The organism is Mesorhizobium sp. AR07, from assembly GCF_024746815.1.
Taxonomy (GTDB): Bacteria; Pseudomonadota; Alphaproteobacteria; order Rhizobiales; family Rhizobiaceae; genus Mesorhizobium.
The window spans coordinates 5,951,472-5,966,747 of the sequence record NZ_CP080525.1 but is presented as its reverse complement, the minus strand read 5'-3'; the positions used below and the strand labels follow the sequence as shown (position 1 = coordinate 5,966,747).

General features: G+C 60.5%; 15 protein-coding genes and 1 pseudogene. 7 read left to right on the top strand and 9 right to left on the bottom strand.

The annotated features are described in order from the left end of the window. Window positions 1–4 precede the first annotated feature (4 nt). Complete coding sequence (locus tag BPNPMPFG_RS29545; RefSeq protein WP_258592094.1) at window positions 5–670, bottom strand: ABC transporter permease; 666 nt, start codon at window positions 668–670, stop codon at window positions 5–7. A gap of 16 nt (window positions 671–686) precedes the next feature. Next, window positions 687–1,449, bottom strand: a pseudogene (locus BPNPMPFG_RS43240) (ABC transporter ATP-binding protein). 460 nt (window positions 1,450–1,909) lie between these two features. Here BPNPMPFG_RS43240 and BPNPMPFG_RS29530 point away from each other — a divergent pair. Further along, complete coding sequence (locus tag BPNPMPFG_RS29530) at window positions 1,910–2,821, top strand: LysR family transcriptional regulator (RefSeq protein ID WP_258592092.1); 912 nt, start codon at window positions 1,910–1,912, stop codon at window positions 2,819–2,821. Window positions 2,822–2,922: 101 nt separating this feature from the next. Here BPNPMPFG_RS29530 and BPNPMPFG_RS29525 read toward each other — a convergent pair whose 3' ends face one another. Further along, a complete protein-coding gene (locus tag BPNPMPFG_RS29525; RefSeq protein ID WP_258596971.1) occupies window positions 2,923–3,363 on the bottom strand; it encodes an Lrp/AsnC family transcriptional regulator in 441 nt (146 codons plus the stop codon). Between the two features lie 132 nt (window positions 3,364–3,495). Between BPNPMPFG_RS29525 and rocF the strand changes: the two genes are divergently transcribed. The 3 genes from rocF to BPNPMPFG_RS29510 all read left to right on the top strand — a co-directional run bounded on the left by rocF (window position 3,496) and on the right by BPNPMPFG_RS29510 (window position 5,825). Further along, on the top strand, window positions 3,496–4,428 hold the full coding sequence (rocF, locus tag BPNPMPFG_RS29520; protein WP_258592091.1) for an arginase: 933 nt from the start codon (window positions 3,496–3,498) through the stop codon (window positions 4,426–4,428). A 2-nt stretch (window positions 4,429–4,430) separates the two neighbouring features. Continuing rightward, window positions 4,431–5,486 carry an ornithine cyclodeaminase gene (gene ocd, locus BPNPMPFG_RS29515; protein WP_258592090.1) on the top strand — a complete coding sequence of 352 codons (1,056 nt, stop codon included), beginning with the start codon at window positions 4,431–4,433 and terminating at the stop codon, window positions 5,484–5,486. A gap of 141 nt (window positions 5,487–5,627) precedes the next feature. Further along, window positions 5,628–5,825, top strand: coding sequence for a hypothetical protein (locus BPNPMPFG_RS29510; protein ID WP_258592089.1), 198 nt, complete (start codon window positions 5,628–5,630; stop codon window positions 5,823–5,825). Here the strand turns inward: BPNPMPFG_RS29510 and BPNPMPFG_RS29505 are convergent. The 6 genes from BPNPMPFG_RS29505 to BPNPMPFG_RS29480 form a co-directional block, all read right to left on the bottom strand. Then, window positions 5,820–7,145 (bottom strand): NAD(P)/FAD-dependent oxidoreductase, encoded by a 1,326-nt coding sequence (locus tag BPNPMPFG_RS29505; RefSeq protein WP_258592088.1) that lies wholly within the window; start codon window positions 7,143–7,145, stop codon window positions 5,820–5,822. The genes BPNPMPFG_RS29510 and BPNPMPFG_RS29505 overlap by 6 nt on opposite strands. 2 nt (window positions 7,146–7,147) lie before the next feature. Then, window positions 7,148–8,311 (bottom strand): M24 family metallopeptidase, encoded by a 1,164-nt coding sequence (locus BPNPMPFG_RS29500; protein WP_258592087.1) that lies wholly within the window; start codon window positions 8,309–8,311, stop codon window positions 7,148–7,150. A 10-nt stretch (window positions 8,312–8,321) separates the two neighbouring features. Next, window positions 8,322–9,410 (bottom strand): ABC transporter ATP-binding protein, encoded by a 1,089-nt coding sequence (locus BPNPMPFG_RS29495; RefSeq protein WP_258592086.1) that lies wholly within the window; start codon window positions 9,408–9,410, stop codon window positions 8,322–8,324. Window positions 9,411–9,425: 15 nt separating this feature from the next. Then, a complete protein-coding gene (locus tag BPNPMPFG_RS29490) occupies window positions 9,426–11,063 on the bottom strand; it encodes an ABC transporter permease subunit (protein WP_258592085.1) in 1,638 nt (545 codons plus the stop codon). Between the two features lie 106 nt (window positions 11,064–11,169). After that, window positions 11,170–11,817 (bottom strand): extracellular solute-binding protein, encoded by a 648-nt coding sequence (locus BPNPMPFG_RS29485; RefSeq protein ID WP_258592084.1) that lies wholly within the window; start codon window positions 11,815–11,817, stop codon window positions 11,170–11,172. Continuing rightward, complete coding sequence (locus tag BPNPMPFG_RS29480) at window positions 11,784–12,278, bottom strand: type 2 periplasmic-binding domain-containing protein (RefSeq protein ID WP_258592083.1); 495 nt, start codon at window positions 12,276–12,278, stop codon at window positions 11,784–11,786. The genes BPNPMPFG_RS29485 and BPNPMPFG_RS29480 overlap by 34 nt, the downstream gene beginning before the upstream one ends. A 317-nt stretch (window positions 12,279–12,595) precedes the next feature. Between BPNPMPFG_RS29480 and BPNPMPFG_RS29475 the strand changes: the two genes are divergently transcribed. The 3 genes from BPNPMPFG_RS29475 (at window position 12,596) to BPNPMPFG_RS29465 (ending at window position 15,261) form a co-directional block, all read left to right on the top strand. Next, window positions 12,596–13,351 carry an IclR family transcriptional regulator gene (locus BPNPMPFG_RS29475; protein WP_258592082.1) on the top strand — a complete coding sequence of 252 codons (756 nt, stop codon included), beginning with the start codon at window positions 12,596–12,598 and terminating at the stop codon, window positions 13,349–13,351. Window positions 13,352–13,912: 561 nt separating this feature from the next. Continuing rightward, a complete protein-coding gene (locus BPNPMPFG_RS29470) occupies window positions 13,913–14,230 on the top strand; it encodes an aminotransferase class V-fold PLP-dependent enzyme (protein ID WP_258592081.1) in 318 nt (105 codons plus the stop codon). 476 nt (window positions 14,231–14,706) lie between these two features. Further along, window positions 14,707–15,261 (top strand): DedA family protein, encoded by a 555-nt coding sequence (locus BPNPMPFG_RS29465; protein ID WP_258592080.1) that lies wholly within the window; start codon window positions 14,707–14,709, stop codon window positions 15,259–15,261. Window positions 15,262–15,276 lie beyond the last annotated feature (15 nt).

Below are 15,276 nucleotides of genomic sequence, written 5' to 3'. Positions count from 1 at the left end.
CCCTTCAGCGCAACTGGCCTGGTACAACGAAGTGTCGCTCGAGCAATCTGAACGCCAACAGCGAGAGGCTGGTGAGCAACAGGTAGAGCGCCGAGGCGGCGAGATAGAACGTGAGCGGCGCCCGCATGGAGCCCGCACCGACGAAGGCGACACGCATAATGTCCGTCAGGCCGACCACAGAAATCAGCGCTGTGTCCTTCAGGAGGGAGATCCAGAGGTTGCAGAAGGCGGGCAACGCCACGCGCACCATCTGCGGCAAGATCACGAGTAACCAGATGTGCCGGGACTTAAGGCCGATCGATGATGCAGCCTCCCACTGTCCACGCGGGATGCTCAAGATGGCGCCGCGGAATATCTCCGTGCAGTAGGCGCCGAAAATGACCGTCAGCGCGATGACTCCTGCCGAGAGAGCGCTGATCTCGACATAGCGGCCAATCACGAAGGTAATCGCCGCCGTTCCCCCGAAATAAATGAGGAGGATCACCAGCAGTTCGGGCACGCCCCTGATAACGGTCGTGTAGATTTCGGCCAGCCACATCGGGATCCGATACGCCGACAGCTTCGACGCGGCGCCGGCGAGGCCCACGGCGGTTCCAAGGACACCGCTGATGGCAGCAACCAGAACCGTCATGCTCAGGCCGTGCAGGAACTGTATGGTGAAGCCGTTCATGACGCAGGTCGCCCAATCAATAATGCGATTGAAGGAACTGGCGGAGCCGATCGGAAGCGGGCTCGAGGAATAGCTGCCGCGATGGCCCCTCTTCTTCGATTTTGCCGTCGTGCATGAACGCCGTGTGCGTGGAGACCTCTCTGGCGAAGGCGATCTCATGGGTTACCAGGAGCATGGTGCGCCCCTCCTCGGCCAGCGACCGGATGACCTTGAGCACCTCGCCGGTCAGTTCCGGATCAAGCGCCGAGGTCGGCTCGTCGAACAACAGGACGGCGGGCTCCATGGCGAGGGCCCGGGCGATGCCCGCACGTTGCTGCTGCCCGCCCGAAAGGTGGCGGATAGTGATGGCGCCTGTCCGCAAGGCCGACCTGTGCGAGATAGTGCTCCGCGACCCCGATCGCTTCCCGCCGTGGCTGTCGCAGGACGTGCGTTGGGCCTTCCGCGACATTCTCAAGGATCGTTCTGTGCGGCCACAAATTGAAGCTCTGAAAGACCATCCCCAGGGAGGCCCTCACCCGTTGAATCTGGCGCCGGTCAACAATGGCGCCGCTACGGCCGTTTGCCGCCTCGCGAAGCTTCAACCGCTCACCCAAGGCCCACATGCGCCCGCGGTTCGGCACCTCAAGCAGGTTGAGGCAGCGCAACAGCGTGCTCTTGCCGGAGCCGCTGCTTCCCAGGATGCAGATCACCTCGTGCCGGTGGGCGGTGAGCGTAACGCCGCGTAGAACGGGGTAATTGCCGAACGATTTTTCAAGTCCTTCTACCCTGAGGGCCGCCACGTCATCGCAGCCTGACTTGTCGAGATCGAAGGGGGCCAACGAAACGTCGTCCGCCGTACATGCGATGCGCGCCAACCGCTGTGGCAATCGAGCCTTCCCGGAACTGGGCGAAAAGCTCCGCACTGCTGCCGACCAAGGTCGCATCATCCGTCATTCCCATTCTGCGTTGAAACCCGGCAGTGGCGAGGCGACGTCCGAGAGTTCGTCTCAGCCGGCGACCAGGCTTGACCGTGATCTGCCACAACAATCGGTCAAGGGAGGCGGACGGGTCAATTTATAAGCCAGATTCTTTTCTTATAAGCTGTGCTAATATAGCTGATGATGCGCTTGTGCCAAAAATGCGCGTTTTCGGCCCATCTTTCCTGATTGATCGAGGGGTCACGCCGCCGCATGATAAGTAATCATCGCTTGCTCCCAAGCCGTAAGCGCGCCGGGCAGAGACGACCAACGGAGGCTGAACTTGGTCGAGATTGCGAACACGGGTGTAACGCTCCGCCAACTGCAGATTTTCCGAGAGGTCGTGCGACTGGGGTCTGAACGTCAGGCCGCCAAGGTCCTGCGCATCACCCAATCGGCGGTAAGCCAACAGGTCGCGCAGTTGGAGACGACGCTTGGCGTGCCGCTGTTTCGGCGTGAGGGAAACCGGCTGGTCGCCACGGCGCAGGCCTGGGAGTTGCTTCGCGAGATCGACGGGACGTTCTTGAGCCTCGACAGGGTTGGAAAGTCGATCGCGGCGCTCAAGGGGATTGAGGGTCATGCAATCGGCATCGCGGCGCCCGACATCTTTTGCTTCACCCTTGTCCCACGAGCTGTCAGGCAGATCCGTGTCGATGACCGATCATGTGTCTTCCACGTCAAGTCAGGCAGCTACCAGGACGTCGCAGAGCATGTGCTCAACGGGCGGGCTGATCTGGGCCTGTCACGTCTGCCCCTCGACGAAAGACTCTTTGACTGGATGCCGGTCGCGACTGCGACCAATGTCTGTCTCTTTCCGGCGGGGCATCGCTTAGCCGACAAGGACCTGATCACGCCGGAAGATTTGCGCGGCGAGCCAATGATCGATATCGAACCCCGACAGAATACTCACCAGATGGATTTGAACGCTCTGCGCTATATGGGCGTCGAGCCGAACATCGCCGTTGAAGTGGACGCCAACGGGCATGAGGCTGCATTCATTGCGGCCGGTGTTGGGATTTCGGTGACAAACAGTGTGGTCGCGAAGGAATGCGCGTTCTTTGGCCTCAGGTTCCGACCTTTTGAACCCAGCGCAATTTATCACTACGTCGTGTTCTGGCAGCGGGGGCGCCAGTTAAGCGGCCGACTGCGGCTGGCAAGGGAACGGCTCGCCGATGCGCTGCGGGATTCCGCATGACGGAATCGGCGGAGAACCGGCAGCATCTCTGTGCAAACCATCCCTCGGAAGGGCTGGCGGCCAGCCGCAGGCACCAATGACCTGGGTTGTTTTCACAAGAGCTAGGTCAGTCGTGCTCGCGTCGTGCGTGGCGTCGCCAAGAGAAGACTGGTCTCGCTGCCCGTTATGCCGGCAATGAGTCGGATGCGGCGCAGCACCGCATCGAAGTCAGTCAGCGAGGCAGTGCCGAGTTCGACGACCAGATCCCAGCGGCCATTGGTGGTATGGATGGTCGAGACTTCGGGGAAGCCGCCAAGCGCCCGGACCACGCGGTCGGCGGCATGGCCCTCAATCTCTATCAACATGATGCCGCGGATGCGCTGATCGACGGCGTCGGCACGAAGCACCACCGTGTAGCCGATGATCTCGCCGGACCGTTCCAACCGCTCCATACGTGCCCTAACCGTGGCGCGCGACACGCCGAGATCGACGGCAAGATCGGATACACTGCGTCGAGCATCATGCCGCAGCAACGTCACGAGCCGTTCGTCGAGTGAATCCATTGTCTGTGCCATTCCGATCAATTCTGCTGCCGTTATGATATTAGAGACATATCGAATTGCCAATTATAGCTATTCAAATCGCCGGCTTGGCATGATCCCCTGCCCGCTACTCGAATTTGGCGGGAAAAACCAATGCGTTGCAAAATCGTCGGGGCGCCGGTGCAAGACGGTGCTGGCAGGATGGGATGCGAAATGGGGCCGAGTGCCCTGAGGACCGCCGGACTATCTGACGTGCTGTTGGGCCTTGGCCACTCTGTCGAGGATATGGGCGCCGTCCAGCCGCTTCCGGCAAGGCGCCTTGTGCACGGCAATCTGGCGCTGAAGGCACTGCCCGAAATATCGGCCTGGACATCCGCCATTGCCGAAGCCGCCTACGCGGCGAGCGAGGACGCCATGCCGATCTTTCTCGGCGGCGACCATTCGATATCAGCCGGGACCGTGTCGGGTCTCGCCCGCCGCGCCGCCGAAACCGGGCGCCCGCTGTTCGTGCTTTGGCTCGACGCGCATCCGGACTTCCATACGCTCGACACCACCGCCAGCGGCAATCTGCACGGTGTTCCGCTCGCTTATGCCAGCGGCCAGCCGGGTTTTGGTGGCTATTTTCCGGATCTGCCGGCACTGGTCGATCCCAAGCGTATCTGCACCATGGGCCTGCGCAGTGTCGACCCGGCCGAGCGCAGCGCGCTCAACCAGGCGGGCGTGACCGTGCACGACATGCGCGCCATCGACGAGCATGGCATCGCGCCGCTGCTGCGCGCCTTCCTGGCGCGTGTGTCGGCGGAAGACGGGCTGCTGCATGTCAGTCTCGACGTCGACTTCCTCGACCCCTCGATTGCGCCGGCAGTCGGCACCACGGTTCCCGGCGGCGCCACGTTCCGCGAGGCGCACCTGGTGATGGAGATGCTGTCCGACAGCGGCCTCGTCTCCAGCCTGGACCTCGTTGAGTTGAATCCCTTTCTGGACGAGCGTGGCCGGACCGCGACGCTGATGGTCGACCTGACGGCGAGCCTGATGGGCCGCCGCATCATGGACCGCCCGACTCGCAGCCACTCTGGGAGCTTTTGATCATGACAACGGCAAAGCTGAACATCGTCCCCTTCGTCAGCGTCGACCGCATGATGAAGCTGGTGATTGCCATCGGCATCGAGCGCTTCCTGACCGAGCTCGCGGGCTATATCGAGGAAGACTTCCGTCGCTGGGAGCTTTTCGACAAGACGCCTCGCATCGCCTCGCATAGCCATGACGGCGTCATCGAACTGATGCCGACAAGCGATGGGCGCCTCTATGGCTTCAAATATGTCAACGGCCATCCGAAGAACATGCGCCAGGGTTTGCAGACGGTCACTGCCTTCGGCGTGCTCGCCGATGTCGGCAGCGGCTACCCGATGTTGCTCACCGAAATGACCATCCTGACCGCGCTGCGCACCGCCGCCACATCCGCTGTCGCGGCCAAGTATCTGGCACCGAGCGGCGCGCGCACCATGGCCATCATCGGCAATGGCGCCCAGTCGGAATTCCAGGCGATCGCCTTCAAGGCGCTGACCGGCGTCGATCGGCTCAGGCTCTACGACATCGACCGGTCAGCCTCGCTGAAATGCGCGAAGAACCTGGCTGGCATGGGGTTCGACATCACCATCTGTGAAACCGGGCAGGAAGCGGTTGAAGGTGCCGGCATCATCACGACCGTTACCGCAGACAAGCAGTGCGCCACCATTCTCACCGACAACATGGTCGGCTCAGGCGTCCACATCAACGCCGTTGGCGGCGATTGCCCCGGCAAGACCGAACTGCACAGGGACATCCTGTTGCGCTCCGACATTTTCGTCGAGTTCCCGCCACAGACACGCATTGAAGGCGAGATCCAGCAGTTGGATCCCAACCATCCTGTGACCGAGCTCTGGCAAGTGATCACCGACAAGACGCCAGGCCGCCGGGATGCCAAGCAGATCACGCTTTTCGATTCCGTCGGCTTCGCTATCGAGGATTTTTCGGCGCTGCGCTATGTGCGCGACCAACTGCAGGCGACCGGCCTCTATGAGGAACTCGACCTGCTCGCCGATCCCGACGAGCCGCGCGATCTATTCGGCATGCTGCTGAGGGCGGCCATGCAGCCGGCGGCTTGAGGGAACCATCGTGAACGACGTCGGCTATCTGGCAAACGCCAGATCGCGGATGTACCTGCGACGATCCTCGCAGGACAGGTCAGCGCCGCAGTTCAACGGGGGTCCTAGATACCCGTCGGATACTCCATCGCAGAAACGAAAATGGAAGAGAAGCAGAACTTTCGTGTGCAGTTTTTGCACGCGCCGTCCAATAACTATTTGATTTTATTTATCTATATTCCCTGCCTGTCAGCGGACGCAAACTGGGCCGCTCGACCGAGCCTTGGATGCGTCAATGTAGAACTGAAAGTACGGCTTCATTTTGTCGCTCCTGCTGCGCAGACGATCGTTCATTTATAGGCCGGCTTGAGGTCTGATGCTGGTGCCATCGGAAAACCGTGAAAATCGGAATGGTGTCGGATCGACCACAGGACGATTTTGACTGGCCAGATCGGCGGTGAGCCGCCCTGCGCCCGGACCGATGCCGAAACCGTGGCCAGAATAACCGGTCGAGATCACAAGACCCGGAATGGCGTCCACTTCCGAAATGACCGGGATGAGATCCGGCGTCGCATCGATCATCCCACCCCAGCTTGCCGCGACGGCAATGTTCTTGAAAGCCGGGAATGCACGTTCGAGATTGGCGCGTGCGCTACGAATGTCTTTTGCGACAGGGCTTGGATCGAGGGTACGCACGCGTTCGAACGGCGAAACGTCATCGAGCCGCCACGGTCGCGTCCGATGCCACTCATCGAAGAAAGGCCGACCGATGTTCAGCGAGATACCAGACCATTCCATACGCAGGACCGGCAGGAATTCTCTCAGAAAACGGAAACTGTCGGGCACAACATCCGCAACAACACGGCCATTTGAAACGGTATAGCCGCCATCAAGGCGCTTTCTAAGTGAAAGACCCGGACCCCAGGCCGCCGTGGACGGGCCGTTCGCGACCGGCGCGGTCCGCAACACCGAGGCCAACACCTTCAGCTGAGGAAGACGCAGGCCGAAGCTCCCGCAAAACAGGCTCGACCACGCGCCACCGGCGAGCACAACGCGGTCGCAGCCTATGCTGCCTTTCTCGGTAACCACCCCGGACACGCGTCCACCGCTGTATTCGAGACCGCGAACCGCGCAGTTCGTCAGAATCGACGCGCCGTGTTTGCGCGCCGCCCTGGCGATCGCCGGAGCTGCCAAGCCTGGTTCGGCGACGCCGTCGCCCGGTGTATGGAGCGCGCCCATCCAGTCTTGCGCGGATCCCTCCAAAAGATGGTTGACCTCGGCCCCGCGCAGGAGCCTCGAGTCGACGCCATGCGCCTTCGCGAATGGCAGCCACGCCTCACGCTTGGCGAAGGCCGCGGCATCCGGGCAGATATAAAGCGTGCCAGTCTGCCGAAAGCCGGTGTCGGCACCGACACGTTCGTTCATGCCGCGCCAAAGTCTCAGGCTTTCCAGCATCAAGGGCAATTCGCGCGGATCGCGCCCCATGGTTCGGCACCAGCCCCAATTGCGGCTCGACTGCTCTCCTGCGATCACACCTTTCTCGCACAGCACGGTCTTGATGCCCCGCTCCGCCAGAAACAGCGCTGTGCAAACCCCGATAATGCCGCCGCCGACGACGACCACGTCCGCGTGTCGCGGCAGCACCGTGTCCGAATCCACCCGGTCGATCTCGACAGGCATGATCAGACGACCTCAAGCTCGACATCGCCGCCGCCGATCAGCATCTCGACGCCGTTTTCGGTAAGCGCGTAGGTGCCGCCCTGGATTATGCCCAGTTGCTCGTCAACCAGTTGCAGATATGCGTGCAGAACGAAGACCATGCCCGTTTGCATGATCTGGTCGGATCCACGGCTGATCTGCAGCGGTTCAAGCCAGATTGGCGGATAAGCGACGCCAAGCCCGTAGCCGAACCGCATGACCGCCGCATGTTCCAGCCCGGCGGCCCTCACCGGCCCAAGCGAGGCCTCCTCGATGTCGCTCACCTTGGCTCCCGGCCGGATTTCCCTGATGCCAGCGGCCAGGGATGCACGACCCACATCATAGACCGAGCGTGCCCGCTTGCTGGGTTCGCCCGCCGCCATGGTGTGGATCGCGGCTGCATGATAGCGGGCCGCGACGCCGGCGAACTCAAGATGCACGATATCGCCCCGCTCGATGATGCGTTCGCGCGCGGTGCCATGGCCGCCGGCTGAGCGGTCGCCGCTGGCGAGTTCGGTTGGGATCGACCAATAGTCACTGCCGGCCGCCCGCATCGCATGCTCGATCTCGCCCGCGAGCGTTATTTCCGAAATGCCGAGCTTCAGCACCTGCCGCGCGGCGTCGAGGCCGGCCTGCGCGTAAGTGCCGGCCTTGCGCAAATAGGCCATCTCGGCGGCGGACTTGATCAGTCTGGGCATTCCCAGCAGCACAGTTGCATCGACGATCTCGGCTGGCGCCAGCGCACGCGCAAGGGCAAGGCCTAGTGAATGCGGAATCGCATAGGACTGGATTTCGATGGCGACCTTTCCGCCCCGCAAGCCCTTTTCGCGGGCGACAGCCGCAAACGTCCCGGGAATGTCGTCGAACATCATGCGGTAGCTACGCACGTCCTTGACCCAAGAGCTCTCAAGGGCGAGCGACACGTCCGTGTCGCGCAAAACGATGGTCGGGTCACTCTCGTCCACCGAGAATATCAGCGTTTGCGGGCTGTTCACGCTGACCCAGGAATCGTATCCGCCGTAGTAATAGAGAGATTCCGGCGCCACGCTGATGCAGTGGTCGATCCCTTGCTCCTTCAACAAGCCACGCGCTTGAGCGAGCCGCGCTCGATGTTCCTGTTCCGAAAAACTCGCAAACTTTCCTTGCATGGACCCTCTCCTAGATATCTTTGAACAGCATGACGCGACTGGCGTCGAAGGTGATGAAGACGTCGTCGCCTTCATTGATGGCTTCAGGCTCGCCTCTGCCCTCGGCGCGAATGATGACGCCTGACGGCAACGCGTACTCGATCCGGTGCCAGCTGCCGCCGAAGATGACCCGGGCCGGGAAAGCGTTGCCATGGGTCGCCAGGGGCGACAGGCGCACATGCTCGGGACGGACGGCGCAGGTGACGCCAGCTTTGGCGAGGAAATCCGGCCTATCGGAAAAGATGGTTCCGATTGCGGTTTCGACGACAGTCTTGCCCGCCTCGGTCCCCCTGACCGTTCCTGGGAAACTGTTCAGGTCGCCAACAAACCGCGCGACCATGAGGTCGTCCGGCTTGCCGAAGAGATGGTGCGGCGGCGCCATCTGCCGGATCGCGCCATTGTGCATGATTGCGACCTGTGTCGACATGGTGAAGGCTTCCTCCTGATCATGCGTCACATAGATCATGGTGATGCCGCTGCGCCGCTGCAGGCCACGCAACTCCACCGCGAGTTGCTGGCGAAGCTGCCTGTCGAGCGCGCCAAGAGGTTCGTCGAGCAGCAGCATGCCAGGCCGAAAGACGATTGCTCGCGCCAGTGCGACACGCTGTTGCTGTCCACCCGAAAGCTGGCCGGGATAGCGGCTGGCGAGTCCCGAGAGCCCGACCATGTCGATCGCCTCGGTCACGCGCCTGACCGTTTCGGCCCGATCCAACTTTCGCACCGTCAGCGAGAACGCGATGTTTTCGGCAACTGTCAGGTGTGGAAACAAGGCATAGTTCTGGAATACGAAGCCGATGTCGCGACGCTCCGGCGTGGAATGCGTGATATCGCGACCGCCAAGATACACGCGCCCGGAAGATGGGGTGATCAATCCTCCTATGATGCGTAACAGAGTGGTCTTGCCTGATCCGCTAGCGCCAAGCAGCGTCAGGAACTCGCCAGCGCCTATTTCGGTGCTGACCTTGTCGAGGACAGGCAAGGCTCCGTACTGATGGCTGACGCTCTCGATACGCAGCGCGCTGCCGCCGGTGTCCGTTTTTTCGGGAGATGTGGTGGCCATGGGTTGACGCACTCCTCAATAGCCGGCGGCGAGGCGGCGTTTGCGCGCGGCGGATGCGACGCTGAACACCAGACCGCCGATCAGGACGACCGCCATCAGCATCGTCGACACGGCGGCGACCGTGGGCGTGACCTCGGTCTGAATGTGATTGAAGATATGGACTGGCAGCGTCGGGCGGCCTGTCGACATGAAGAGGGCGATCACAGACTCGTCCCATGACGTGACGAAGGCGAAGATCGCGGCCACGCCCAGGCTCGGAGCGATCAGCCGCGCCGTCACCGCGGAAAAAGCATAGCGCCGCGAAGCACCGAGCGTCCTGGCGGCCAGCTCCAGTTCAGTACCGATCGAGCGCAAGGCATTGCTTGCGATCATGACTGTAATCGGCAACGCCAGAAGCGTATGACCAACGACATAACCGAGGATCGTGCCAGCGATGTGGAGGCGATTGGCGAAGTCGAACAGGGCGACCGCCATCAGTATAACGGGCACGATCAAGGGCGCTAGGAACAGTGCCGAGATCACTTGTCTGCCCGGAATGCTGCCACGCACCAGGCCGATGGCCGTCAACAGGCCAAGCGCCGTGGCCGCAACGGATGTGAGCAGAGCCACCTGCAGACTGAGCCAGGCCGAGGCCAGCCAGTCCCTGTCATTGAAAAACTGCGCGTGCCAGCGCCCCGAAAAGCCCGACGGCGGAAACTGGAGATAGGTCGTGGGTGTAAACGATAGAAAGACGACCACGACCAGCGGTGCCAGCAGGAATACAAAGACCGCAACCGTAAAGAGCAGGCCGAGGATCATGGGCCAGGTGAAGCGAACGCCTTCCCTGCGTGAAACCCCCTTCTGACTGCCGGCGCCGATGACCGTAAGTTCATTGCCTGAAAACAACTTGTTGGCGCCGAAGAAGATCGCCAGCGTCAAGATCAGCAGCACCGTTCCCATGGCACTGGCGGATCCCCAATTGGCGATGTTGACCTGCTGCTGGATGTAGGTGGCGACCGTCAGGTCGGCGCCGCCGCCGAGAAGGGCCGGCGTCAGAAAAAAGCCGAGGCTGATCACGAAGACCATGACCGCGCCGACAAAGACGCCTGACTTGGTCAGCGGCAAAAAGACAAGGCGCAGCGCCTGCATCATGGTCGCGCCAAGGGTGCGCGCGGCGTTGATCAGTTCGTTGTCGATGGTGAGCATGCTCGCATAGAGGATCGCGATCATATAGGGCAGCAGGTAGTAGACCATGCCGATGATCGTGGCCGTGGTCGTGTACATCGCGCCGAAGGGCGGGAGTATCTGCGTGAAGGCGTAAAGGCGCACCAGTATCGACGTCCAGAACGGAAACAAGGCCAGCACCAGAAGCCGGCCACCCCAGCCGCCTGACAGTCGCGAGAGGAAGAAGCACACCGGATAGGCCAGGATCACGGTGACCAGTGTCGCGACTGCCGCAACGAGGAACGTGTTCTGCAGGATGATCCCGTAGACCGGATCGTGAACCAGACCGATGTAGTTGGCGAGGCTGAAACGTGGCGCGGTATAGGAAAGCTTGCCATCGGGATCGAAGCTGCGCAGCAGCACGCCGACCAACGGAAAGATGAACGTCACCGCCAGAAACAACAGTCCCGGCAGGATCAGCAAGGCATTCTTGTTCGACAGGGTGCGCATGGCGTCTCAACTGCTCGCGTCCGGTTTCGGACGGACAGGCTGTGCGGAATTGACAAGGCGGATTGGGAAGGAATGAGAGCGCTCGCCCCCATTCCTTCAGGACGCTCTATTGCGGGATATCACCGCTGACGACCCAGCTGTTGAATTGCTTCAGGATCGCGTCGATATTGTCGGTGTAGTATCTGTCGTCTTCACGGATGGCGGTCTTGGTATTGTCGCCGCCGAGCACCCAGGCCTTGATCGCGTCTGGAATGGCGACCTGGTCCTTCATCGGCATCAAGACATACGCGGTCTGCGCGACGAACTTCTCTTGTGCTTCCTTGTTTTCAACCATCATCTTGAGAAAGGCTTGGGCCGCCTTCTCATTCTTCACTCCTTTCGGAATGGCGACAGGCGTATAGTCCCAAATTGTATGCCCCCAAGCGATGGCGAAAGGGCTGCCATTGGATCGTATGGCCTCCGAGATCGGGCCATTCCAGACCAATGCGATGTCACAGGCGCCGGACACGAGTTGCTGCACCCCCTGTGAGCCGCTGCTCCACCAGACGATATCGTCGCGGATCTTGTTGAGCGAGGCGAATGCGCGCTTGGTGTCGAGCGGATAAAGGGCATCGGCCGCAACGCCATCGGCAAGCAATGCAGCCTCCATGGTGCCGCCGAATTGCGGGTACTTGTAGAGGCAGCGCTTGCCCGGAAAAGCCTTCGTATCGAAAATGTCTTCTATGGCTGCGGATGCTTGCCCGACACCGGCCATTTGTTCGTGTTCCACGCGATCACCGCAGCGTAGGGGTATCCGTGGATTGCATATTCGTCGTAGCCCCCAGGAGCCAGCCTATCCAGCGGCACGATTTCAGGATTGATCTTCACCAGCAGGTTGTTCCGCTCCGCAAGGATCAGATCGCTCATGGTCGAGAATGCCACGATCGTCCACGGGACGTTTCCACCCTCTTGCGCCGCCTCCAGCTTGGCGATGCCGCAACAGAAGGTGTCGAAGGCCATGTTGACACCGGTCTTCTTGGCAAAATCAGCCGCGATCGTGTCCATGATACCGGCTTTCAATGTGCCGCTATGACCAGCGCCATTGAACAGAAAGTCCTCACCCGAATACCCGCTATAGACGTCGTCCTCGGCTTTCGTGGTCGAGGTCGCCGCCAGGATCGAGCATCCGATTAGAAACGCGCCGCTGAGGCGCAACCACCGCTTGTTGTTCATCATCTTCCCCTCATTGCTGCACGGGTCCAGACGCGGCGTTCTCCGACCGCTGCTTCACCCGGGGTTTCGACAGGACGGAACGCGTTTGTTCCCGAAACTCGCTCCGATCAGCAAAGGCTATTCGATACATTCGTATTGCGCAACAGATATTTTGTATCGATATGCGATTTAAATGGATCGAAAATATGAATTGACAAAATCCGTACCGACGGTGTCTTAATGACGAAAATCATCGCAAAGGCTGCAAAGTGCTCACGAAAACAGGATCAAGATCGACGCCTGGCGAACCGGACACTGGATCCCCACTGTTCAACCATTCATTGTCCAAGGCATTCTCGATACTGGAGTCCTTCAGCCTCGAACGGCGGGCGATGAACCTTCCTGAACTGGCGGCAGCTACCGGAATTAGTAAAAGTGCCGTCCAGCGCCTTACTTATACTCTTGAGGGCCTTGGGTATTTGAAGAAAACCCAGCCTTCCAAGAGATATTCCCTGACCCCAAAGGCAGTCGAACTGGGCATGCGCTACACAACAACCAGCAGCCTAATCGAAAGCGCAAACCCCTATCTTCTCGATCTGAACATAAAGTGCGGGGAGACCGTCAATCTGTCGGAACCGGCCGGCGTCGAAATGGTGTTCGTGACGAGCTTTCCTGGCCATAGACAGATTTCGGTGCAACTGCCTGTAGGCGGCAGTTATCCGATGTATTGCACTGCGGCGGGGCGCGCGTATTTGTCTGGGCTTACGAAGCCCGAGGCGGATGCCCTTTTGGATCGTTCCGAGATCCGCGGATATACGCCAGCTACCATTACTGATCGAAATCAGATCACAGGCCTCTTGGACGAGGCTCGCCTGACTGGCTTTGCTTACGCGAAAGGCGAATTCTTCCGCGGCGACATCAATATCGCGGCCCCGATTTTTGGCGTCGATGGGCTGGCGGTAGCAGCCGTCGGCGTGTCTGTCCCGGTGACCCGCTGGACCTTCGAAGACGCTTGCGATCGAATCGCACCGCAAGTCACCGAAGTGTCGCAGGCGATTTCATCGCTTGCGACACGCACGCGACCTGCAGGAGATTGATGATCGCCTCAGCGTTGTGGATTGATCACTGAGACCGACGCCAGCGAGAGACACATTCAGTGCGGCCTCCTTCGCGGGTCCGCTTGGGCGCTCTCCCAAAGGCGCATCGAATTGTGCAACGGCCTACTGCACGATTGATTGTCTTGAGGATATCTCGCGTCGACCCCAGCCTACCCTGACGCGCTCCTTTTTCTCGAAGTGATCTTCGCATCGAGCGCGCGCTTCACTAATACTAAACTCGGACCACCTGATGGGGGCGGCCAGTAGTGCCTGAGCGAGATCGCCGCCTCTCACCAGTGGTGAAAACCTGACGCTTGGTACCCGAAACTCAAACCCCAGCCTTCTTCCAATTGTCGAGAGTGCTAACCCGTTCGTGCGTCAGTTGGCGGAGCAGTTGCGCGAACACGTCGACCGCGAGCAATTCCTGGCCGGCATCGCAACCGTTCGCTAGGTGGTCCGTCACTACGACAATGGCCCACCACGCGCCCGCCATAGCACCCTGCTGTGCACCTCAGTCTGCTCATGGCGGATAGTTCGGAGCTTGCGCTATGACAGATGAAATTGGGTGCACCAACCGCTGGCTGGGCGACCTCTTGTTCCGAAAGATCCGCTCACTCCAGGCCGGGCGTCACCCTGCATGACCGGGGCGCACGGCAATGTGCGATAGTCACCTTCACCAAGCATGGCGAGCCGCCGGACGATATGGCCGCACGGCTGAAGCGCGCGGGTGCCAATGTTTCGGTCTCGCGCTCGGCCTATGCGCGGCTCGATTTCGGCGCCCGCGGTATCGACGCGGTAGTCCGTGCCTCGGTGCACTATTACAATACGCTTGACGAGGTCGAACACTTTTGCCGCCTGGTCGCCAGCGCAAGTCGTTAATATGCGTCGTTCAAACTCCACCTCGGTTTTCGCATTGCGAGATCCGCCCTCCAAGTGTCTGAAGGTCAACAGGTTGTCTTGACCAAGGCCAAGGCGCTGCTCGGCGGCTCCGCTATTTGCTATCGCGGCGCTTCGACACCATGCCTTCATGCCAACCTAGTCGAGCAGCTGAAAAATTGCGCTGGCCTCCCCCGGCATTGGTTCGCTGAACTTGATGCGCCCGCCTGCCGGATGACCGCCTTGCGCACCGCTGCGAGGCTCGAAATCCCACGGTGATCTCGCCGGGATCAGCTCAGCCAGTATCTCGCGCCTCTCCTTCAGGCCATATGGCGGACATCGTGATCGAGCCGCGCTGATGGACTTGAGTCGCCAGACTTTACAAAACTTTACTCAGCTACGGAAAGCCGGAAACAGCCGTGATCTAGCCTGAGATCACATAGGAAGCCGCGTGGCAGCAACGACGGTGGTCTAGGCCAATGATCTTCAGTCCAAGCAACATTCTCGCCCTCCTGTCTGCTCATCCATATTCGGTGCTTCTCCCGCTGGCGATCGCTGAAGGACCGCTCGTGACGATTGCCAGCGGGGTCCTGGTTGCCAGCAGCCAACTCAGCTTCTGGCCTGTGCTTGCGATCGTCGTGGTTGGGGATTTGGTGGGAGATTCAGCTCTTTACGCGCTTGGGCGGTGGGGTGGAATTCGAATGGCGACAAGGTGGGCGAGCCAGCGCACGATCGCGCGGGCAATCGACTTTCAGGACCAGTTTCGCCGCAAGGCTGACCAAGTTCTCGTCACGGGAAAGCTCACGCATGCGGTCGGCGCACCGGTCTTGATTGCTGCAGGCATCGTGCGGATGTCGTTTGGGCGGTTCCTGACAGTAAATTTTCTAGCCACGTTGCCAAAATCCCTTGCTCTTATTTGCCTCGGCTACGTGTTTCACTCCGGCTACGCCGCCATCGATCAAAACATGACTTACTACATCGTCGTTCTGCTGATCGCGGGTCTGATCCTGCTCTATCTCCTCTTGTCCAGATAACCAGCGGCAAGAAGA